17 protein-coding genes are annotated in these 19,755 nt (G+C 73.4%); 6 read left to right on the forward strand and 11 right to left on the reverse strand.

The genetic code is table 11. From position 1 onward, the window contains the following. The first annotated feature begins 24 nt into the window (after positions 1–24). Together ACIBCJ_RS07440 and ACIBCJ_RS07445 are read left to right on the forward strand one after the other, a co-directional pair. Positions 25–999: a DMT family transporter gene (locus ACIBCJ_RS07440; protein ID WP_362504028.1), complete on the forward strand. Its 975-nt coding sequence runs from the start codon at positions 25–27 to the stop codon at positions 997–999. A gap of 9 nt (positions 1,000–1,008) precedes the next feature. Next, positions 1,009–1,941, forward strand: coding sequence for a LysR family transcriptional regulator (locus ACIBCJ_RS07445; protein WP_365979097.1), 933 nt, complete (start codon positions 1,009–1,011; stop codon positions 1,939–1,941). 201 nt (positions 1,942–2,142) lie between these two features. On the opposite strand, the gene pepN (ACIBCJ_RS07450) is transcribed toward ACIBCJ_RS07445, so the two are convergent. Beyond that, the gene (pepN, locus tag ACIBCJ_RS07450) at positions 2,143–4,713 is read right to left on the reverse strand and encodes an aminopeptidase N (protein WP_365979098.1); all 2,571 of its coding nucleotides are present in this window, start codon (positions 4,711–4,713) and stop codon (positions 2,143–2,145) included. Between the two features lie 112 nt (positions 4,714–4,825). Here pepN (ACIBCJ_RS07450) and ACIBCJ_RS07455 point away from each other — a divergent pair, with 112 nt between their 5' ends. Beyond that, positions 4,826–5,302: a DUF1203 domain-containing protein gene (locus tag ACIBCJ_RS07455; RefSeq protein WP_362095149.1), complete on the forward strand. Its 477-nt coding sequence runs from the start codon at positions 4,826–4,828 to the stop codon at positions 5,300–5,302. An 11-nt stretch (positions 5,303–5,313) separates the two neighbouring features. On the opposite strand, the gene ACIBCJ_RS07460 is transcribed toward ACIBCJ_RS07455, so the two are convergent. Continuing rightward, positions 5,314–6,594: a TerD family protein gene (locus tag ACIBCJ_RS07460; RefSeq protein WP_365979099.1), complete on the reverse strand. Its 1,281-nt coding sequence runs from the start codon at positions 6,592–6,594 to the stop codon at positions 5,314–5,316. A 123-nt stretch (positions 6,595–6,717) separates the two neighbouring features. Beyond that, positions 6,718–7,737, reverse strand: coding sequence for an aspartate-semialdehyde dehydrogenase (locus ACIBCJ_RS07465; protein WP_365979100.1), 1,020 nt, complete (start codon positions 7,735–7,737; stop codon positions 6,718–6,720). Between the two features lie 348 nt (positions 7,738–8,085). Here ACIBCJ_RS07465 and ACIBCJ_RS07470 point away from each other — a divergent pair, with 348 nt between their 5' ends. Together ACIBCJ_RS07470 and ACIBCJ_RS07475 are read left to right on the forward strand one after the other, a co-directional pair. Then, positions 8,086–8,622, forward strand: coding sequence for a sigma-70 family RNA polymerase sigma factor (locus ACIBCJ_RS07470; protein ID WP_362095158.1), 537 nt, complete (start codon positions 8,086–8,088; stop codon positions 8,620–8,622). 1 nt (position 8,623) lies between these two features. Next, positions 8,624–9,382, forward strand: a complete 759-nt coding sequence (locus ACIBCJ_RS07475; protein WP_365979101.1) for a hypothetical protein — start codon at positions 8,624–8,626, stop codon at positions 9,380–9,382. 351 nt (positions 9,383–9,733) lie between these two features. Here the strand turns inward: ACIBCJ_RS07475 and ACIBCJ_RS07480 are convergent, their stop codons facing one another. Then, positions 9,734–10,816, reverse strand: a complete 1,083-nt coding sequence (locus ACIBCJ_RS07480; protein WP_365979102.1) for a hypothetical protein — start codon at positions 10,814–10,816, stop codon at positions 9,734–9,736. A 215-nt stretch (positions 10,817–11,031) separates the two neighbouring features. Beyond that, positions 11,032–13,614, reverse strand: a complete 2,583-nt coding sequence (gene pepN, locus ACIBCJ_RS07485; RefSeq protein ID WP_365979103.1) for an aminopeptidase N — start codon at positions 13,612–13,614, stop codon at positions 11,032–11,034. Between the two features lie 172 nt (positions 13,615–13,786). Here pepN (ACIBCJ_RS07485) and ACIBCJ_RS07490 point away from each other — a divergent pair, with 172 nt between their 5' ends. Continuing rightward, the gene (locus ACIBCJ_RS07490) at positions 13,787–14,425 is read left to right on the forward strand and encodes a DsbA family protein (RefSeq protein WP_133885702.1); all 639 of its coding nucleotides are present in this window, start codon (positions 13,787–13,789) and stop codon (positions 14,423–14,425) included. 58 nt (positions 14,426–14,483) lie between these two features. Here ACIBCJ_RS07490 and ACIBCJ_RS07495 read toward each other — a convergent pair whose 3' ends face one another. The 6 genes from ACIBCJ_RS07495 to ACIBCJ_RS07520 all read right to left on the reverse strand — a co-directional run bounded on the left by ACIBCJ_RS07495 (position 14,484) and on the right by ACIBCJ_RS07520 (position 19,734). Next, positions 14,484–14,705: a hypothetical protein gene (locus ACIBCJ_RS07495; protein ID WP_362095171.1), complete on the reverse strand. Its 222-nt coding sequence runs from the start codon at positions 14,703–14,705 to the stop codon at positions 14,484–14,486. An 87-nt stretch (positions 14,706–14,792) separates the two neighbouring features. After that, positions 14,793–15,686 (reverse strand): TauD/TfdA family dioxygenase, encoded by an 894-nt coding sequence (locus ACIBCJ_RS07500; RefSeq protein ID WP_365979104.1) that lies wholly within the window; start codon positions 15,684–15,686, stop codon positions 14,793–14,795. Positions 15,687–15,699: 13 nt separating this feature from the next. Next, entirely contained in the window at positions 15,700–17,115 is a 1,416-nt protein-coding gene (locus ACIBCJ_RS07505; RefSeq protein WP_365979105.1) for an LLM class flavin-dependent oxidoreductase, read from the reverse strand. After that, positions 17,115–17,846 carry an ABC transporter ATP-binding protein gene (locus ACIBCJ_RS07510; protein ID WP_362095183.1) on the reverse strand — a complete coding sequence of 244 codons (732 nt, stop codon included), beginning with the start codon at positions 17,844–17,846 and terminating at the stop codon, positions 17,115–17,117. Before ACIBCJ_RS07510 ends, ACIBCJ_RS07505 begins: the two co-directional genes overlap by 1 nt. Further along, on the reverse strand, positions 17,822–18,673 hold the full coding sequence (locus ACIBCJ_RS07515) for an ABC transporter permease (protein WP_399282010.1): 852 nt from the start codon (positions 18,671–18,673) through the stop codon (positions 17,822–17,824). The genes ACIBCJ_RS07510 and ACIBCJ_RS07515 overlap by 25 nt, the downstream gene beginning before the upstream one ends. Further along, complete coding sequence (locus ACIBCJ_RS07520) at positions 18,670–19,734, reverse strand: ABC transporter substrate-binding protein (protein ID WP_365979106.1); 1,065 nt, start codon at positions 19,732–19,734, stop codon at positions 18,670–18,672. Before ACIBCJ_RS07520 ends, ACIBCJ_RS07515 begins: the two co-directional genes overlap by 4 nt. Positions 19,735–19,755: the final 21 nt, after the last annotated feature.

Raw genomic sequence — 19,755 nt, forward strand, 5'->3', positions numbered from 1 at the left:
GCCCCCGACCAGGAAAGGACCTTCGTGGCCACCGCCGCCCGACGCACCGCCGCCCACCCCGCCGAAGCCTCCGCGCCCTCTCCCGCACCGTCGACCGCGCCCTCCACCGTCGGCCCCGTCGCCGCGCGGCCGACGGGGCCCGTCGCCGCCGGACTCGCGCTCGCCGTGCTCGCCACCCTCGTCTGGTCCGGCAGCTTCGTCACCTCGCGGGCCCTCGGGGACAGCGTGCCGCCCGTCCAGCACGCGTTCTGGCGCTGGGTGGTGGCCCTCGCCGTCGTCGCCCCCTTCGGGGCCCGGCGGGCCTGGCGGCAGCGCGCGCTGATCCGGCGCCACCTCGGCTTCGTGGTCCTCGCCTCCCTGCTCGGCGTCACCGTCTACAACACCCTGGTCAACCAGGCCGGCGTCACCACACCCGCCGCCAACATGGGCATGATCATGGCGGCGTCGCCGGTGCTGATGGCCCTGTGGGAACGGGCGGGCGGCGTCCGGCTCGGCGCCCGCCGGATCGCCGGGCTGGTCGTCGCCTGCGCGGGCGTGCTGCTGCTCGTCGGCGGGGACGGGGCGTCCTTCTCGGCCGGCGACCTGTGGATGATCGCCGCCGCCTGCTGCTTCGGGTCGTACAGCGCCCTGCTGCGGCGCAGGCCCGAGGGGCTGGACGGGGTCGGCTTCCTCTTCACCACGTTCCTGTTCGGCACGGTCCTGCTGCTCCCCGCCCAGGGCGTCAGCCTCGCCGTCCAGGGCGGCTTCCACCCGACGCCGGGCACCGTCTGGCCGCTCCTGTACGTCGGCGTCGCCTCCTCCGCCGTCGCCTTCTTCGCCTGGAACAAGGCGATCTCCCTGATCGGCCCGTCCCGTGCCGGAGTCGTCTACTACCTCCAGCCGGTGTGCGTCGCCCTGCTGTCCTGGGCCCTGCTCGCCGAACCGACCGGCTGGACGCAGGCGGGCTGCATGGCGCTGATCCTCACCGGCGTCGTCCTCGGCGCGGGGGCCCGCGGGTAGGTTGCCGCCATGGCCGACTGGGACATCCGCAAGCTGCAGATCCTGCGCACGCTGCGGGAGAGGGGCACGGTGACGGCGACGGCCGAGGCGCTGCACATGACGCCGTCCGCCGTGTCCCAGCAGCTGACCAACCTCTCCCGACAGCTCGGCGTGGAGCTGCTCCGGGCGCAGGGCAGACGGGTCCGGCTGACGGACGCGGCCCGGCTGGTGCTGCGGCACGCGGAGGCGGTGTTCGAGCAACTGGAGCGCGCCGACGCCGAGCTGGCGGCCCACGTGCGGGGTGAGGCGGGCGAGGTCCGGGTCGGCGCCTTCTCCACCGCCGTGCCCGCCCTCGTCGTCCCGGCCGTCGTCGCCCTGCGCGCCACGCACCCCGGGATCACGGTGCGGGTGCGGGAGGCCGAGGCGCAGGAGGCGTACGAGCTGCTGGCCGCCGGGGACGTCGACCTCGCGCTGTCGCTGGCCGCGCAGGCACCGAGCGCCGCCGACGCGCGCTTCACCCGCGTCCCGCTGCTCGCCGACCCGCTGGACGTCGCCCTGCCCGGCGGCCATCCGCTGGCCCGCGCGGAGCCGCTGCGGCTGGCCGACCTCGCCGCCGAACCGTGGATCTTCGGCGGCAGCGGGCCCTGGTCCGACATCACCCGCGGCGCCTGCGAGGCCGCCGGGTTCCGGCCGCACCAGGGCCACGCGGCGGCCGGCTGGCCCGCGATCCTCGCCATGGTCGAGGCGGGCATGGGCGTCGCCCTGGTGCCGCGCATGGCGGCCGTGCCCCGGGCCGGGGTGGTGATGCGCGAACTGCGCGCCGACCGCCCCGTCCGGCACGTTGTGGCGGCCGTGCGCAGGGGCGCGGAGGAGGGCACCGCGGTGGCCAGGGTGCTGGACGCGCTGCGCGGATCCGCCACACCCCGCTCCGACGGACCGCAGGCCCCGCCGGGCACCGGGTAGGCGCTCGGCCGGCGTACAGGGACCCTCCGGCGGGAGCGACCGGCCGACCCTACGGCGCGGATCGCGCGCGTGCGGCGCGCCCGGACCCGACTGGGCCCGCTCCCGGACGCCGCCGCCCACACGACGGCCCGCCGCACCGGGACGCGCGAGGGGCGCCCGGCGCGGCACGCGGCGCCGGACGCCCCTCGGGGGGCGTACCGCCTACTCGGCCGCCGCCGCGTCGGCCGCCTGGGCCTTCAGGGCGCGCTCCACGCCCGCGCGGGACTCCGAGACCAGCCGGCGCAGGGCCGCGTTCGGACCGGCGGAGGCCAGCCACGCGTCCGTGCGCTCCAGGGTCTCCCGGGACACCTGCACCGCCGGGTACAGGCCGACCGCGATCTGCTGGGCCATCTCGTGCGAACGGGACTCCCAGACGCCTTCCAGCGCCTCGAAGTACCGCTCCGTGTACGCCGCCAGCAGCTCGCGCTGGTCGGTCTGCACGAAGCCGGCGATGACCGCCTCCTGGACGGCGTTGGGCAGCTTGTCGGACTCCACGACCGACTCCCACGCCTCCGCCTTGGCCGCCTCGGTCGGGCGGGCGGCCCGCGCGGTGGCCGCGTGGCGCTCACCGGCGGCGGTCCTGTCCCGCTCGTACTCGGCGGCGATCTCCGAACCGCCGAACCGGCCCACGGCCGCGAGACGCTGCACGAACGCCCAGCGCAGCTCGGTGTCGACGGCCAGGCCCTCGACCGTCTGCCTGCCGTCGAGCAGGGCGTCGAGCAGGTCCAGCTGTTCCGGCGTCCTGGCCGTCGCCGCGAAGGCCCGCGCCCACGCCAGCTGGTGGTCGCTGCCCGCCTCGGCGGCCCGCAGGTGGGCCAGCGTGGCCTCGGTCCAGCGGGTGAGCAGCGTCTCGCGGGCGGTGGGGGCGGCGTACTGGTCGATGGCCAACTTCACCTGGCGGTGCAGCGACTGCACGACACCGATGTCGGACTCCTTGCCGATGCCGGACAGCACCAGCGACAGGTAGTCGCGGGTCGCCAGCTCCCCGTCGCGGGTCATGTCCCACGCCGACGCCCAGCACAGGGCGCGCGGCAGCGACTCGGTGAAGTCGCCCAGGTGCTCGGTGACCACCGCGAGGGACTGCTCGTCCAGGCGGACCTTCGCGTACGACAGGTCGTCGTCGTTCAGGAGCAGCACCGCCGGGCGGGCCTTGCCGACCAGCGCCGGTACGGCCGTCAGCTCGCCGTCCACGTCCAGCTCGACGCGGTCCCCGCGCACCAGCTTGCCGTCGCCGTCGAGGTCGTAGGCGCCGATCGCGATGCGGTGCGGGCGCAGGGTCGGCTCACCCTTGGCGCCGGCCGGGAGCGCCGGGGCCTCCTGGCGGATGGCGAAGGACGTGACGACACCGTTCGCGTCCGTCTCGATCTCCGGGCGCAGCACGTTGATGCCGGCCGTCTCCAGCCACGCCTTCGACCAGGTCTTCAGATCGCGCCCCGAGGTCTCCTCCAGAGCGCCCAGCAGGTCGGACAGCCGGGTGTTGCCGAAGGCGTGGCGCTTGAAGTACGCCTGCACGCCCCGGAAGAACGCGTCCTCACCGACGTAGGCGACGAGCTGCTTGAGCACGCTGGCGCCCTTGGCGTACGTGATGCCGTCGAAGTTGACGAGCACGTCGTCCAGGTCGCTGATGTCCGCCATGATCGGGTGCGTGGACGGCAGCTGGTCCTGCCGGTACGCCCAGGTCTTCATCTGGTTGGCGAACGTCGTCCACGAGTGCGGCCACTTCGAGCCGGGCGCGTCGGCCTGGCAGGCGGCCTCGGCGTAGGTGGCGAACGACTCGTTCAGCCACAGGTCGTTCCACCACTCCATGGTGACCAGGTCGCCGAACCACATGTGCGCCAGCTCGTGCAGGATCGTCGCCGCCCGCGCCTCGTACGCGGCGTCGGTCACCTTGGAGCGGAACACGTACTGGTCGCGGATGGTCACCGCGCCCGCGTTCTCCATCGCGCCCGCGTTGAACTCCGGCACGAAGAGCTGGTCGTACTTCTGGAAGGGGTACGGGTAGTCGAACTTCCCCTGGAACCAGTCGAAGCCCTGCCGGGTCACCTCGAAGATCGCGTCCGAGTCGAGGTGCTCGGCCAGCGAGGGACGGCAGTAGATGCCGAGCGGCACCGACTGGCCGTCCTTCTCGTACACGCTGTGCACCGAGTGGTACGGGCCGACGATCAGCGCCGTGATGTACGACGAGATGCGCGGGGTCGGCTCGAAGACCCAGACGTTCTCCTGGGGTTCCGGGGTCGGCGAGTTGGAGACGACCGTCCAGCCCTCGGGGGCCCGCACGGTGAACTGGAACGTCGCCTTCAGGTCCGGCTGCTCGAAGCTGGCGAAGACGCGGCGCGCGTCCGGCACCTCGAACTGGGTGTAGAGGTAGGCCTGGTCGTCGACCGGGTCGACGAACCGGTGCAGGCCCTCACCGGTGTTGGTGTACGCGCAGTCGGCGACCACCCGCAGCACGTTGCGCCCCGGCAGCAGCTCCGCGAGGGCGATGCGGGAGTCCCGGAAGACCTCGGCGGGATCGAGGGAGTCGCCGTTCAGCGTCACCTCGTGGACCGTCGGCGCCACCAGGTCGATGAAGGACGCGCCGCCCTCGGCGACGTCGAAGCGCACCGTGGTCGCGGACCGGTAGGTGCCGCCCTCCTGCGCGCCGGTGAGGTCGAGATCGATCTCGTACGAGTCAACGGTCAGCAGCGTCGCCCGCTGCCGCGCCTCTTCGCGAGTCAGGTTTGTGCCAGGCACGCGGTCATCTCCTCGTTATGTGTGGGTTGCGCCATCCTTCCACGTGATCCGCGCCGGACGCGATGTCCGTTTCCCGCCGGTGCCCGGCTCCCGTCCGCGCGAGCCTGGGGTCATGAACGGCTACACCGCACATCCCGTCCCCGCGGCCACCCTCCGGGAACTGCGCCTCGCCGACGACGCGGGCCGCACCCCCGCACCCGTGACCGACGACGAGGGCGGCGCGCCCCTGCGCTGCTGCCTGCGCCACAGCCGGGCCGGCGAGAGGATCACGCTGGTCTCCTACGCCCCGCTGCGCCGCTGGGCGGCGAGGACCGGCGCCGACCCGGGCGCCTACGACGAGCAGGGCCCGGTCTTCGTGCACGCCGAGGCGTGCCCGGGGCCGGACACGGACCGCCTCCCCTTCACCGGCTCGCACCGCGTCCTGCGCCGCTACTCCGCCGACGGGCACATCCTGGGCGGGCGGCTGATCGGGGACCCCGGCGCCTTCGCGTACGCCCTTCGGGAAGCACTCGGCGACCCGGCGGTGGCGTTCGTCCACGTCCGGGCCGTCGAGTACGGCTGCTTCCTCTACGAGGTGCGCCGGGACTGACCCGGCCCGCCTCAGCCGCCCACCCCGACCCGCCAGGGGCCGTCGGCCTCGATGCGCAGGATGCCCGGTGCCGTGACGGGCGCCAGGACGTCGACGCGGCCGACCTCGTTGACGAGGAGGTCCTCCTCCTCGCCGGGCCAGTCCGGGTCGGACGAGGTGAAGCGGTGCCAGACGGCGAAGTTGCTCTCGCCCTGGTGCACGAAGGACAGCACGCCCGCGGGGCCCTCGTAGACCAGCAGGTCCGGGCCCCGGCCGTTGAGGCTGTGCACCAGGCGCCGGGCGTGGGCGAGCGGCAGCACCCGCAGCGTCCAGGGCGTGTCCGCGCGCACCAGCAGGGTCAGCGGGCGGTCCTCGGGGACGGTGGCGACGGTACGGGCGTGGACCTCGTCCTCGTACGCCGACAACAGGTCCTGGTCGGCGCGGCCGTACGCGTCGCAGGAGTCCACGTGCACCGAGATGCTGTCCCGGCACTCGATCTCGACGACGACGCGTGCGCCGGGCGGCAGGTTCGGCGGGCAGGTGACGCGCTGCTTGCCCGAGGCCTGGTGGGTGAACGAGGGGAAGGACAGCTCCTGCTCCGACGCGAGGCGGCCGGCGGGCGCGGCCGGCAAGGACGCGGAGGACGCGGCGGCCGCGGAGGACGCTGCGGCCGGCGCCGCGTGAGCCGGTGGGGCGGGAGGGGCCGGAGGAGCCGGAGCCGCCCGAGGGGCCGGAGGCAGCGGCGGGGGAGGAGGGGCCGGGACGCCGGCTGCGGGCTGCGGGTCCTCGGCGACCGAGATGCCGAAGTCCGTCGCCAGCCCGGCGAGACCCGAGGCGTACCCCTGCCCCACCGCGCGGAACTTCCAGCCGCCGTTCCTGCGGTAGAACTCGCCGAACACGATGGCGGTCTCCGCCGAAGCGTCCCCGACCGCGAAGGACGCGATCGGCTGCCCCTGCGGCAGGGCGACCCGGACGTCAAGCGAGGGCACCTGCCCGAACGTCCCGGCGTCGGTGGACGCGGCCACCACCACCCGGTCCATCCCGAGTTCGACGGCCGCGAGGTCCAGCCACAGCCAGTCGGCGGCCGTGCCGTCGGCCCCCTGGCCCTTGCCCAGGTGGCGCACGGCGCCCGACGGGTGCGCCGGCTGGTTGTAGAAGACGAGGTCGGCGTCCGAGCGGACCCGGCCCGTCGCGTCCAGCACCAGCGCCGAGACGTCCACGTCCGGGGTGCCCGGGCCCTGCCGCCACGTCACCGCCACCTGGAGGGCGGCCGAGGGAACGGGCAGGTTGCCGCCCTTCGTCATCTGCGTCATGGCGTGATCGTCACACGACCGGCACGGCCACCGGGGCGGATTGTCGTACTCCGCAACGAGGGGGCGCACACGCAGAAGGGCGGCCACCCCTGCCGGGTGACCGCCCCGAGGAAGCGCGCCGTCCTAGTCGGCGGTCAGCTCCGCGGCCACCAGCTCCGCGATCTGCACCGCGTTCAGGGCCGCGCCCTTGCGCAGGTTGTCGTTGGAGACGAACAGGGCGAGGCCGTTGTCCACGGTCTCGTCCTGGCGGATGCGGCCCACGTACGACGGGTCCTGACCGGCCGCCTCCAGCGGCGTGGGGACCTCCGTGAGCGCGACGCCGGGGGCGCCGGCCAGCAGCTCCTTGGCGCGCGCCACGCTGATCGGGCGGGCGAAACGGGCGTTGATCTGCAGGGAGTGGCCGCTGAAGACGGGCACGCGCACGCAGGTGCCGGACACCTTGAGCTCCGGGATCTCCAGGATCTTGCGGGACTCGTTGCGGAGCTTCTGCTCCTCGTCCGTCTCGTGCAGACCGTCGTCGACGAGGGAACCGGCCATCGGCAGCACGTTGTACGCGATCGGCGCCACGTACTTCTCCGGCTCGGGGAACTCGACGGCCGAACCGTCGTGGGTCAGCTTGGGGGCGTCCGCGCCGACCTTCTGGACCTGCTCGAACAGCTCGTCCACGCCGGCCAGGCCGGAGCCCGACACCGCCTGGTAGGTGGCGACGACGAGCGCCTCCAGGCCCGCCTCCGCGTGCAGCGGGCGCAGCACCGGCATCGCGGCCATCGTGGTGCAGTTCGGGTTGGCGATGATGCCCTTGGGACGGTCGGCGACCGCGTGCGGGTTCACCTCGGAGACCACCAGCGGGACCTCGGGGTCACGGCGCCAGGCGGAGGAGTTGTCGATCACGACGGGGCCCTGCGAGGCGACCTTTTCGGCCAGTGCCTTGGAGGTGGCGCCGCCCGCCGAGAACAGCACGATGTCGAGGCCGGAGTAGTCGGCGGTGGCCGCGTCCTCCACCGTCACGCCGTCCAGCTCCTTGCCGGCGCTGCGCGCCGAGGCGAACAGGCGCAGCTCGGTGACCGGGAAGTTCCGCTCCGTGAGGATCCTGCGCATGACCGTGCCCACCTGACCGGTGGCTCCGACGATTCCGACCCTCACGGTGACTCCTTCTCCGTCTGTGCGCGTGTCTTCACGCGCGCTTTGCTCGGCCGAGACTTTTCCATCATGGGGCGAAGTCCGGCCCGCCTGTCCAATCCTTTGCGCGGTGTGCCCGCACTCCGGAACGCGGCTGCTCGGACAGTGGGTGTGGTCCTTGCGCACGAACCCCGGCTGAGCTGCAGAAATTCCGTCGCCCGGCCCGCGCGCCGCAAGCTGTGCTGTTCCGCCCCTGCCCATCCCTTCCCGCCCCATACGGCGATGTGACGTACGCCTCGCGCCGAAGGGCGGCCGCCCGGGCGAACGTTTCGGGCCGCTCGCGCGTCGTAGGGGAAACGTGCCCGGGGAGGGGTGGCTTTGCTGCGCAGAAGGGCCCGCCGCGGCCAGGGGGACGACGTGCGCGACGACCCCCTGGACGCGGCACAGGAACGCCGGGTGCGGGCGGTGCTCGCGCTGGGCGGGGTGCCGCAGACGGACCTGCCGGACGGGGTGCAGCAGGTCCGCCTGCGGCTGCTGGAACGAACGGCCAGTGGCCGCGAGGCTCCGCGCGACGTGTCCGCGTGGGCGGCCGTGGTCGCCTCGAACCTGGCCATGGACTGGCACCGGGCCAGGCGCCGGCAGGACCGGCTCGGGGAGCGCCTGGCCTCGTTGCGCCAGACGGAGCACCCCGGAGACGAGGACAGCAGCGTCCTGTCCCTCGCCGTCGCCCAGGGCCTGGACGAGTTGCCGGACGCCCAGCGCCAGGTCCTCGTCCTGCGCTTCTACGCCGACCTGCCGGTGCGCGACATCGCCGAGGAGCTGGGCATCCCCGAGGGCACGGTCAAGAGCAGGCTGCACACGGCGGTACGGGCCCTGCGCGCCCGCCTGCACGAGGACGAGGTGGTGTGAGATGGCCGCCGAACAGCACCCCGGTGGGTACGACGCGCTGATGGCGGCCGTGACGGGCGGGCCGCCGCCGCCCGACGCGGGCGCCGACGCCCGGGCCGCGTACCGGTCGGCGGAGGCCGACGTGGCGCTGCTGCGGGAGCAGCTGCACCTGCTCGGTGACGCCCTGGGCGACGCCGGGCCGGAAGAGCGCCGGGCTCCGGCCCCCGTCCGGGCTCCGGCACCGCGCCGCCGCCCCTTCCGCCTCGCCCCGGGCGTCCTTGCGGCCGCCTGCGCGGGGGTGGTGGTCGCGGGCCTGGGCTGGCTGGTGGTGCAGGGCCCGGGCGGCACGGCCGAGGACACGGCGGGCGGCAGCGCGGCCGACAAGTCCGTGACCCGACCGCAGAGCCCGCCCGTGGGCGGGGAGGACGCCGGCGCCTTCGGCAGCCCCGGCTACCTCGCCTGCGCCCGTCTGGTCGCCGAGGGCACCGTGACCCGCGCCGAGCCGGTACCCGGCGCCGCCCGGCACCGGATCACGCTCCGGGTGACCCGGGCGTACGGGCCCGGTGCGAGCGCGGGGCCGCAGGGGAGCCCCGGGCCGACGGCGACGTTCGCCCTGGACGACGGCCTCGCCCGGCTCGATCCCGGTGACCGGGTCCTGGTCGGCGTCCCGCGCGACCGCCCCACCGCCGACACGGTGATCACCGGCGACCGGGAGATCGCCACCGCCCGCGCCCGGCTCACCGCCTCCCCCACCCCGTCGCGCCCCCTCACCTGCGACTGACCACACCGAGCCACCCGGAGGGGCGGGCACCCGAACCGGCGTGCCCGCCCTTTCGCGCACCGCGCCCGGCAAGCTCTTGTTGCCGGGCACCCGCCCCCGGCTCACCGCCACCCGCCCCCGGCTCACCGCCTTCTTCGCCCGGCCGGGCGCCGAGCGGAGGGGGCGGGCGCCCGGGTCAGGCGTGCCCGCCTCGTGCGCACCGGGCCCGGTTCGCTCGCCCCGCCGGGCACCGGCACCCGCGCCCGGTGCACGGCCGCCCTCGCCCCGTCGGGCGCCACGGCAAGGGGCGGGCGCCCGAACCGGCGTGCCCGCCCTCGCGGGCCGGGTCCCGGCGCGGGCTTCCCGTCGGCGCTACCGGGGCAGTACCACCACGTAAGCCGCGGGCTCCCGGTCACCTGCGGCCATCAGGGCCGTCCGGACGACGGCGGCCTGGTGCTCAGGGCAGTCGCGCAGCTTGCGCGGGGTGAGGTGCACGACCGTGATGCCGAGCCGTTCCAGGTGCTCGCGCTTGCGGGCGTGCTCCGCCCAGTCGGCGTCGTCCTCCTGCGTGCGGTGCGCCCGGGTGTCCAGCTCCAGGGCCACCGCCTGCTCGGGCCAGAAGGCGTCCACCCCGCCCAGGTGGGGGCCGCCCGGCAGCCGCAGGTCGACGTTCCAGACCGGCTCCGGCAGGGCGTGCTCGCGCACCATCCGGTACAGGCGCTGCTCGGCCAGCGCCCGCCCCTCGGCGACCAGCGAGTCCACGGCGTCCACCACGTGCGGGCGGCTGAGCAGCCGGGCCCGGTTCAGCTCCCGTACCACCGCGGCCGGTTCGCAGTGACCGCCGCGCACCGCTTCCGTCAGCAGCCGGCGCACCGTCGCCGGGTCGGTCAGCTCCGCCACCGCGTCCGCCAGGGCCCGCGCCACCGGCGCCACCGGAACTCCGGTCAGCTCCACGGCGGTCGGCAGCGCGGCCGTGCGGACGATGCGCGCGCAGCCCGTCGTGCGCAGCCGGCGCAGCCGCGGCACCAGGACGTCGATGAGGTCCAGGGACGGCAGCGGGGGAGCGCCGGAGAAGCCGTGCAGCGTCAGCGCGGCCAGACCCGTGATCATCGCCTCCGCGTAGGCGGGCACCGGCGGGTGCCCGCCGCCCGGCTGGAGGGGCACCGAGACGCTCACTCCCGGCCCCGCGCCGGACGCCGTGCCGCAGGCACGGTCCCGCGCCGCGTAGAGCAGCACCGCGTGCAGGCGCTCCTCGCTGGTCGGCGGGCCCGGGTGCAGCAGGACGACGTTCGGCAGGAGCTGCTGCCAGGGACCGCCGGGCCGGCACTGCTCGTTGGTCTCCGCGGCCGAGACGCCGTGCGCCCGGAGCTGGGCGGCCGTCATCAGCGGACGCCGGCCGTCGGCCAGGTGGTGCAGCGGGCGGGGGCGGGGGGAGAGCGGGGTGTTGTGCGTCATGACCGGCAATTTCCCGTGCCGTGGCCGCCTCTTAACCGCTGTTACACGTCCATCGCCGAACCGGGACAAGCCCGGACTAAAGGACGGGTGTTCGGATGCCGAAAACCCCTGGTCCGAAAGGGGCGGACCAGGGGTTACGGCCACCGTGCACGCATCGTGTAACGGTGACTCAGCGCCCAATCATTGGCCAATGATCGGGGGTTCCGGGTGCCGGGCTAGCGGCCGGCCGCCGCGCCGTCGCACGCCTGCGCCCGCAGCGCCCGCGCCAGGTCGTCCCGCGCCTCCAGCACCAGCCGGCGCAGCGCCGGGGCCGCGTCCTGGTGCGCCGACAGCCACGCGTCGGTCGCGTCCAGCGTGTCCCGGGAGTCCCGCAGGGACGGGAACAGACCCCGGACCACGTCCATCCCGATCTGGATGGACCGCTCGGCCCACAGCCGCTCGATCGCCGCGAAGTACTTCTCGGTGTACGGCGCGAGCAGCTCCCGCTGCGAGGGCTGCGCGAAGCCCGCGATGGTCGCCTCCACCAGGGCGTTGGACAGCTTGTCCGACTCGACGACCTGCGCCCAGGCCTGCGCCTTGACCATGTCCGACGGCCGCGAGGCCAGGCAGCGCACCTGGTGCCGCTTGCCGGAGGCCGTGTCGTCGCGGACCAGTTCGGCCGCCAGGTCGCCCTCGTCGGCGGCGCCGTGGGACGCGAGCGGCGCGAGGAACACCCAGCGCAGCTCCTGGTCCACGTCCAGCCCGTCGATCTTCTCGGTGCCCTCCAGCAGTCCCCTCAGCAGCGCCAGGTCAGCCTCCCCGGACGCCACCGACGCGAAGAACCGCGCCCACGCCAGCTGATGCTCGCCGCCCGGCGCCGCGTCCCGCAGCTCGCGCAGCGCACCCTCGGCGAGCAGCCGGCCGCCCGTCTCCCGCCAGTCGGGGGCGGCGTAGTGCACCAGCGCCGAACCGGTCCAGGCGTGCAGCATCTGGAGCACGCCGATGTCCGACTCGCGCCCGGCGAACCGCAGCACCAGCTCCGCGAAGTCCCGCGTCGGCAGCAGCGCGTCCCGCGTCATGTTCCACAGCGCCGACCAGCACAGGGCACGGGCCAGCGGGTCGGTCAGCGCGCCCAGGTGCTCGCGCAGCGTGGCCAGCGAGGTGTCGTCGAAGCGCGTCTTGCAGTACGTGAGGTCGTCGTCGTTGACCAGGACCAGCTCCGGCGCCTCGGCGCCGGCCAGCTCCGCCACCACCGTGCGCGGCCCCTCGACGTCCACCTCGGCACGCGCGTACCGCTCCAGGGCGCCCCCGGCCGTACGCCGGTACAGGCCGACCGCGACCCGGTGCGGGCGCAGTTCGGGGTGCGACTCGGCGGCCTCCTGCACCACGGCCAGTTCGTCGACCGTGCCCGCCGCGCCCAGCAGCACCTGCGGGGTCAGCGCGTTGACGCCGGCCGTCTGGAGCCAGGACCGGGACCAGGCCGTCATGTCGCGCCCGCTGGTCTCCTCCAGGACCGACAGCAGGTCGCCGAGCCGGGTGTTGCCGTACGCGTGCCGCTTGAAGTAGCGGCGGGCGCCCTCCAGGAACGCGTCCTGCCCGACGTACGCCACCAGCTGCTTGAGCGCGGAGGCGCCCTTGGCGTAGGTGATGCCGTCGAAGTTGAGCTTGGCGTCCTCCAGGTCGCGGATGTCGGCCGTGATCGGGTGTGTGGAGGGGAGCTGGTCGGCGCGGTAGGCCCACGCCTTGCGGCGGTTGGCGAAGGTGATCCAGGCGTCCTTGAACCGGGTCGCGCCCACGTTGGCGAGCGCGCCCATGAAGTCGGCGAAGGACTCCTTCAGCCACAGGTCGTCCCACCACTCCATGGTGACCAGGTCGCCGAACCACATGTGGGCCATCTCGTGCAGGATCGTGTTGGCCCGGCCCTCGTACGACGCCCGCGTCACCTTCCCGCGGAAGATGTACTCCTCCCGGAAGGTCACCATCCCCGGGTTCTCCATCGCGCCGAGGTTGTACTCCGGCACGAACGCCTGGTCGTACTTCCCGAAGGGGTACGGGAAGTCGAAGTGGTCGTGGAAGAAGTCCAGGCCCTGCTTGGTGACGAGGAAGACGTCGTCGGCGTCGAAGTGCGGGGCGAGACCCTTGCGGCACAGGGCACCGAGCGGGATCTCCAGCCGCGTACCGTCCTCGGACACGCGCTCGTAGGAGTCCGTGACGTAGTGGTAGGGCCCCGCGACCACGCACGTGATGTACGTCGAGATCGGCTTCGTCTCCGCGAACCGCCACAGCCCGTCGACGCGCTCGCCCACCCCGTTGGACCACACCGTCCACTCCTCGGGCGCGCGCACCTCGAAGCGGAAGGGCGCCTTGAGGTCGGGCTGCTCGAAGTTCGCGAACACCCGGCGCGAGTCGGCCGGCTCGTACTGGGTGTACAGGTACACCTCGCCGTCCTCGGGGTCGACGAAGCGGTGCATGCCCTCGCCGGTGCGGGAGTACGCGCACTGGGCGTCGACCACCAGCTCGTTGTCGGCGGCCAGGTCCTCCAGGGCGATCCGGGAGCCGTCGAAGACCTCGCTCGGGTCGAGGTCGCGCCCGTTCAGGGAGACGGCGGTGACGCTCGGGGCGATCAGGTCGGCGAAGCTGCTCGCGCCCGGCTCGTTGCAGCGGAAGCGGATCGTGGTCACGGACCGGAACGTGCGCGGGCCCTCACCCTGTGTGTCACCGGTGGCGGAGCGCACGTCGAGGGACACCTCGTACCCGTCGACGGACAGCAGGGCGGCCCGCTCCCGGGCCTCGTCGCGGGACAGATTCTCACCGGGCACGGGCGGCACTCCTCGGATGGTGTTCGATGGACGGCTGGTGTTCCGTGGTGTTCAGCATGCGGACAGCACCGATCCTGCCATGCGCCCCTGACGCGCGGCAGCCGGGAATGGACGGGCCCGCCCGTCGGTTGGCCGGTAGGACGCCTGCCCGCGCCGCCTCACGAGGAGAGACATGTCGGAGAAGACGCCCGTCGACTTCTGGTTCGACCCGCTGTGCCCCTGGGCCTGGATGACCTCGCGCTGGGTCCTGGAGGTGGAGAAGGTCCGGGACATCGAGGTCCGCTGGCACGTGATGAGCCTCGCCGTCCTCAACGAGGACAAGCTCGACGAGCTGCCCGCCGAGTACCGGGAGATGCTCGAGGTCAAGGCGTGGGGCCCGGTGCGCGTCGTGATCGCCGCGCAGGAGGAGCACGGCGCCGACGTGCTCGGTGACCTCTACACGGCGCTCGGCACCCGCATCCACAACCAGGAGGAGGGACCGGGCCGGGAGACGGTCGCCGCCGCCCTGAAGGACGCCGGCCTGCCCGAGTCCCTCATGGACCACTGGGACGGCACCCCCTACGAGCCCCAGCTGCGCGCCTCCCACAAGGAGGGCATCGACAAGGTCGGCCAGGAGGTCGGCACCCCGGTCATCGCCGTGCCCGGCGCCGACGGCGAGCAGCTCGCCTTCTTCGGCCCGGTCGTCACTCCCGCCCCCAAGGGCGAGGACGCCGCCAGGCTCTGGGACGGCACCCTCGCCGTGGCCTCCGTGCCGGGTTTCTACGAGATCAAGCGGACCCGCACCAAGGGCCCGGACTTCAGCAACCTCTGACCCGGACGCCCGGCCGCCCGCGCCCCCTCTCCGGGACGCGGGCGGCCGGGACCGGCGGTCAGTCCTCCTCGGGCAGGGTCGCGCCGACCCACCACCGGTCCTTGCGCTGGATCCGGCGGCAGCCGTCGTACGTGCAGCGGTGGTAGGCCCGGGCGACGAAGACCTCCCCCGCCGGCAGCTCGCCGAGGGCCAGCCGCGCCGCCGCCTTCTCCGCGTCCCCCTCCAGTTCCCGGAACTCGTGCATCGTGTCGCCGCAGTTCGGACACCTCACGTACGCCATGAGCGCCTCCTCGGGTGAACGACGGTTCATTTCCCGTTGCGGAGGCGCTCCACCCCTGCGCGCACAGGGGGCGTGCCGGGTCCGCCGTTACGCGGCGACCGGGGTGTAGTGCGAGGCGTCCCCCTCGATCGACCAGCTCTCCTTGCCCTCGATGCCCACCGGCACGGGACCGGCCAGCGTCACCCGGTGCAGCCGGCGCGGCAGGTCGTCGTAGTTGTCGACGGCGTAGTGCTGGGTGATGCGGTTGTCGAACAGCACCAGCTGGTTCTCCGACCAGCGGTGGCGCAGCACGTTCTCCGGGCGGGTGACGTAGGACTGGAGCAGTTCGAGCAGCTTGCGCGACTCGCCCGCCGACAGGCCCACGATGCGCTGCGCGAACCCGCCGATGAACAGCCCACGCTCGCCGGTGAGCGGGTGGACGCGCACCACGGGGTGCGCCGTGCGGTACGTGATCGAGGTGAACTGGGACCGGTGCGCGGCCTTCTTCGCGTCGATGTCCTCGTCGGCCACCGCGTAGTCGTAGTCGTTGGTGTGCTCCGCCCACAGGCTGTCGGCCAGCAGCCGCAGCGGCTGGGGCAGGTCCCGGTAGGCGCCCGCCGAGGACGCGATCAGGGTCTCTCCGCCGTACGGCGGGACCGTCAGGCTGCGCAGCGAGGTGGCCTGCGGCGGGTTGAGGACGAACGTGACGTCGGTGTGCCAGTGGTTGGCACGGCCCCGCTCGCTGTCCACCGGCAGCACGTTCGGGGCGCCGTCGACCGCGCCCACGGTCGGGTGGGCGGTGGTGAGCTCCCCGAAGCCGCGCACGAAGGCCTGCTGGCCCTCGTCGTCGAGGTCCACGTCGTCGAAGACCAGCGCCTTGTGCTCGGCCAGGGCGGCTCCCAGCGCGGTGACGGTCGCCTCGTCCAGGGGCCGGGAGATGTCGACACCCGACACCTTGGCACCGATACGGGAAGTGATCTTGGTGATCCGCAGATCGCTCATGCCGGTTCCTCTCTCAGATACGGGTGAGTGCGGCCGTCGCCCCGGCGGGGGCGGGGGCGGGGGCGGGGGCCGGGTCCGGTTCCGGGGCCTGGGCCGGTTCCGGGGCGTCGGTGACGTACTGGTTGCGGGGCTGGGGCAGGCCGTAGCGCTCGCGCAGGGTCTGCCGGGGCCCGTACGCGGTGCGCAGCAGACCGCGCTCGCGCAGGATCGGGACGACGTGGTCCACGAAGGACTCCAGGCCCGAGGGCAGGACCGGCGGCATGATGTTGAAGCCGTCGGCCGCACCCCGCGTGAACCACGTCTCGATCTGGTCGGCCACCTGCTCCGGTGTCCCGGTGAAGGTCAGGTGGCCGCGTCCGCCGCCGAGCCGCCCGATCAGCTGCCGCACGGTCAGGCTCTCGCGCCGGGCCAGCTCCACGATCAGCGTGTAGCGGCTCTTGGCGCCCTCGATGGCGCTCTCCGGCGGCAGGTCGTCCGGCAGCGGCCCGTCCAGGTCCAGGGTGCCGGGCTCCAGCCGCAGCAGGTCCTCCAGGCGCCGCACGCCGTGCGTGTGCACGATGTGGTCCTCCAGGACCTGTTCCGCGGCGCGCGCCTCCGCCTCGGTGGACCCGATCACCGGGACGATGCCCGGCAGTACCTTGAGGTGCTCCGGATCCCGCCCCGCGAGCCGGGTGCGGCTCTTGATGTCGGCGTAGAAGGAGCGCGCGTCCTCGATGGTCTGCTGCGCGGTGAACACGGCCTCCGCGTACCGGGCCGCGAAGACCTTGCCGTCCGTCGAGGACCCGGCCTGCACCAGCAGCGGGTAGCCCTGCGGAGTGCGCGGCACGTTGAGCGCGCCCTCGACGCTGAAGTACGTCCCCTTGTGACGCGGTGGATGGATGCGGGCGTCGTCGCCCCACACGCCGGCCGCCTTGTCGGCGAGGATCGCGTCGTCCTCCCAGCTGTCCCAGAGCTTCAGTGCCACATCCACGAACTCGGCGGCGCGTGCGTAGCGTTCGGCGTGCGCGGGCTCGGCGTCCAGACCGAAGTTGCGGGCCGCCTCGGCCCCCGCCGTGGTGACGATGTTCCAGCCCGCCCGGCCGCCGCTGAGGATGTCCAGCGAGGCGAACTTGCGGGCCAGGTTGTAGGGCGAGTTGTAGGACGTGGACGCCGTCGCGATCAGACCGATGTGCTCGGTCGCGGTGGCCAGCGCGGTGAGCAGGGTGAGCGGTTCCAGCGCGCCGGCCGGCCGCTGCGCCAGATTGCTCCACAGCTGCGGGCCGTCGGCCAGGAACAGCGAGTCGAACGTGCCCCGCTCGGCCGTCCTGGCCAGGTTCACGTAGTGCGCGAGACTCACGTGCGCGTACGGGTCGCTCTCCGGCAGCCGCCACGACGCCTCGTGGTGGCCGGTGTTCATCAAGAACGCGTTCAGGTGCAGCCGGCGGGTCATCAGTGGTCCTCCGTCACGCCGAGGGCGGCCAGCAGCCGCTCCCGGTACTCGCCCAGCAGCGGCTCCCGGTAGGAGCGCGGATGGGGTCGGTCGATGGTCAGGTCGAGGCCGACACGGCCGTTGTCCAGCACCAGCACCCGGTCGGCGAGCACGATCGCCTCGTCGACGTCGTGGGTGACCAGCAGCACCGTGGGGCGGTGGCGCTCCCACAGCTCCCGCAGCAGGTGGTGCATCCGGATCCGGGTCAGCGCGTCCAGCGCGCCGAACGGCTCGTCGGCGAGCAGCAGCTGCGGCTCCCGTACCAGGGCCCGGGCCAGTGCCGCCCGCTGCGCCTCACCGCCGGACAGCTCCCCGGGCCAGGCGCGTTCGCGGCCCGCGAGGCCCACCTCGGCCAGGGCGGCCCGGCCGCGCTCGGCGGCCTCCTTGCCCTCCGTGCCGAGCAGCACGTTGTCCAGCACCCGGGACCAGGGCAGCAGCCGGGAGTCCTGGAAGACCACCGACACCCGCTCGGGCGCGGACAGCCGCCCCCCGCCCTCGACACCGTGGTCGAGGCCGGCCACGGCCCGCAGCAGCGTGCTCTTGCCGGAGCCGCTGTGCCCGAGGAGGGCCGTGAACTGGCCCGCGGGCAGCTCCAGATCGATGCCGTCGAGCACCGTACGGCCCTTGAACGACCTGGTCAGCCCGTGCAGCCGGACGGCCGGACGGCTCAGTTGCTCAGTGTGCGTCGCCACGACAGCACCCTCCGCTCGATCAGACGGACCACGCTGTCGGACACCAGACCGAAGACGCCGTAGATCAGCAGGCCGACGAGGATCACGTCCGTCTGGCCGTAGTTCTGGGCCTGGAACATCATGTAGCCGAGACCGCTGGTGGCGTTGATCTGCTCCAGCACCACCAGACCCAGCCAGGAGCCGGTGACGCTGAGCCGGAGTCCCACGAAGAAGCCGGGCAGCGAGCCGGGCACGACCACCCGGCGGATGAACCGCAGCCGGGACAGCCCCTGCACCTCGGCCAGTTCGACGTAGCGGCTGTCGATGCCGGACAGCGCGGCATGGGTGTTCAGGTACATCGGGATGTACACGACGATCGCGATGATGGCGATCTTGAAGGTCTCGCCGATGCCCAGCCACAGGATGAACAGCGGGATCAGACCCAGGGTCGGTATCGCCCGGTTGAGCTGCACCGTCCCGTCGATCAGCGCCTCGCCGACGCGGGTGAGGCCCGAGACCAGCGCCAGCACCACCCCGGCGCCGAGCCCGATGGCGAACCCGATCGCCGCCCGGCGCAGCGAGGTGACGACGTCGGTGGCGAGCGTCCCGTCCGACCACAGCCGCCAGGCCGTCTCGCCCACCGTCCAGGGCGCCGGTATCGCGCCGGGATCCAGGGTGCCGGCGGCGGACGCGGCGGTCCACAGCACGACGACCAGCAGCGGCCCGGTGAGCCGGGCGGCCGGCCACCGCTTCCCCGGGGACAGCCGCCGGCGCCTGCGCACCTGGGGGGTGTCCTGCTCGACGGTGACCGCGCTCTGGGCGGCCGTCAGGGTCGTCACGGCGCTCACCTCCGGTACTCCGCCGTCACGGCGCGCGCCGCGATGGCCTCGAAGCGACGGTCGAAGAGCTGCTTCACGTCGAACTCCTTCACGAAGCCGCCCTCCGCCAGCAGGTCGGCCGTCTCCTGCTCCCACGCGATCGCCTCGTCCCAGCTCGGCGGGAACAGCGGCTTGTTGGCCAGCTCGGTGACGGCCTCGGCCTGCGCGAGGGTCAGGTTCTGCGTCTTGACGTAGAACTCCCGGTTCCAGTCGTCCGGGTGCTCCCACGTCCACACCAGGCCCTTGGCCCACTGCGGGATGTAGGCGGCGACGGCGGCCGCCTTCGCGCGGTCGTTCAGGACGGACTGCGGCGCCCACAGCAGACTGAGCAGGTCCACCACGTCGGTCGCGATGGTGCGCGCGCCCTTGGAGCCGTACTGCTTCAGATAGGCGGGCGCCTGGCTGTTGCCGAGCGGGGCGACGTCCACCTGGCCGGACTGGAGCGCGGTCAGGAACTGGTTGCTGGTCAGCGGCACCAGGTCCACGTCGTCGTAGGCGAGCCCCGCCTCCTTGAGCGCCCGCAGCAGCACCACGTCCTGCGCCTGCCCCTGCGAGAAGGCCAGCTTCTTGCCTTCGAAATCCTTTGTGGCGCGGATGTCGCTGCCGGGTTTCGTCGCGAACAGGTAGTTGGGCTTGCGGGTGACGTTGATCGCGACGATCTTCGCGTCGAAACCCTGGTAGTGCGCCTGGATCGGCGGAATGCCGGCGTTGTTGGCGAGGTCGAGGGACTTCGCCCGGAACGCGTTGATGACATCGGGTCCCGCGCCTATGTTCAGCCAGTCCGACACCGTGAAGGGAACCTTCAGCCGGGCCAGTTCGAACTGGAGCTGCTGGGTGTCCTGATAGGAAGCGATCTTCAGGCTGGTGCCCTCGGGCACCTTGGTGGCCAGCGGAGCGGTGGCGGCCCCCTTCGTCTCGGCGGCTGCACTGCCGTTCGCGCAGCCGCTGAGCCCGGCGACGGCGGCCGAGGCGCCGACGACCGAGGTGAGGAACAAGCGGCGGTCAATGCCTGTGACAGGCGGTGCGGACATGGGAGAACTCCCTGAATTCAT

This window comes from Streptomyces sp. NPDC051136, assembly GCF_044455745.1.
Lineage (GTDB): Bacteria > Actinomycetota > Actinomycetes > Streptomycetales > Streptomycetaceae > Streptomyces.

Coding starts and splice junctions, on each gene's coding strand:
- ACIBCJ_RS07445 (WP_365979097.1), top strand. CDS start 1,009: ATGGCCGACTGGGACATCCGCAAGCTGCAGATCCTGCGCACGCTGCGG.
- ACIBCJ_RS07455 (WP_362095149.1), top strand. CDS start 4,826: ATGAACGGCTACACCGCACATCCCGTCCCCGCGGCCACCCTCCGGGAA.
- ACIBCJ_RS07460 (WP_365979099.1), bottom strand. CDS start 6,594: ATGACGCAGATGACGAAGGGCGGCAACCTGCCCGTTCCCTCGGCCGCC.
- ACIBCJ_RS07475 (WP_365979101.1), top strand. CDS start 8,624: ATGGCCGCCGAACAGCACCCCGGTGGGTACGACGCGCTGATGGCGGCC.
- ACIBCJ_RS07480 (WP_365979102.1), bottom strand. CDS start 10,816: ATGACGCACAACACCCCGCTCTCCCCCCGCCCCCGCCCGCTGCACCAC.
- ACIBCJ_RS07490 (WP_133885702.1), top strand. CDS start 13,787: ATGTCGGAGAAGACGCCCGTCGACTTCTGGTTCGACCCGCTGTGCCCC.
- ACIBCJ_RS07495 (WP_362095171.1), bottom strand. CDS start 14,705: ATGGCGTACGTGAGGTGTCCGAACTGCGGCGACACGATGCACGAGTTC.
- ACIBCJ_RS07500 (WP_365979104.1), bottom strand. CDS start 15,686: ATGAGCGATCTGCGGATCACCAAGATCACTTCCCGTATCGGTGCCAAG.
- ACIBCJ_RS07505 (WP_365979105.1), bottom strand. CDS start 17,115: ATGACCCGCCGGCTGCACCTGAACGCGTTCTTGATGAACACCGGCCAC.
- ACIBCJ_RS07520 (WP_365979106.1), bottom strand. CDS start 19,734: ATGTCCGCACCGCCTGTCACAGGCATTGACCGCCGCTTGTTCCTCACC.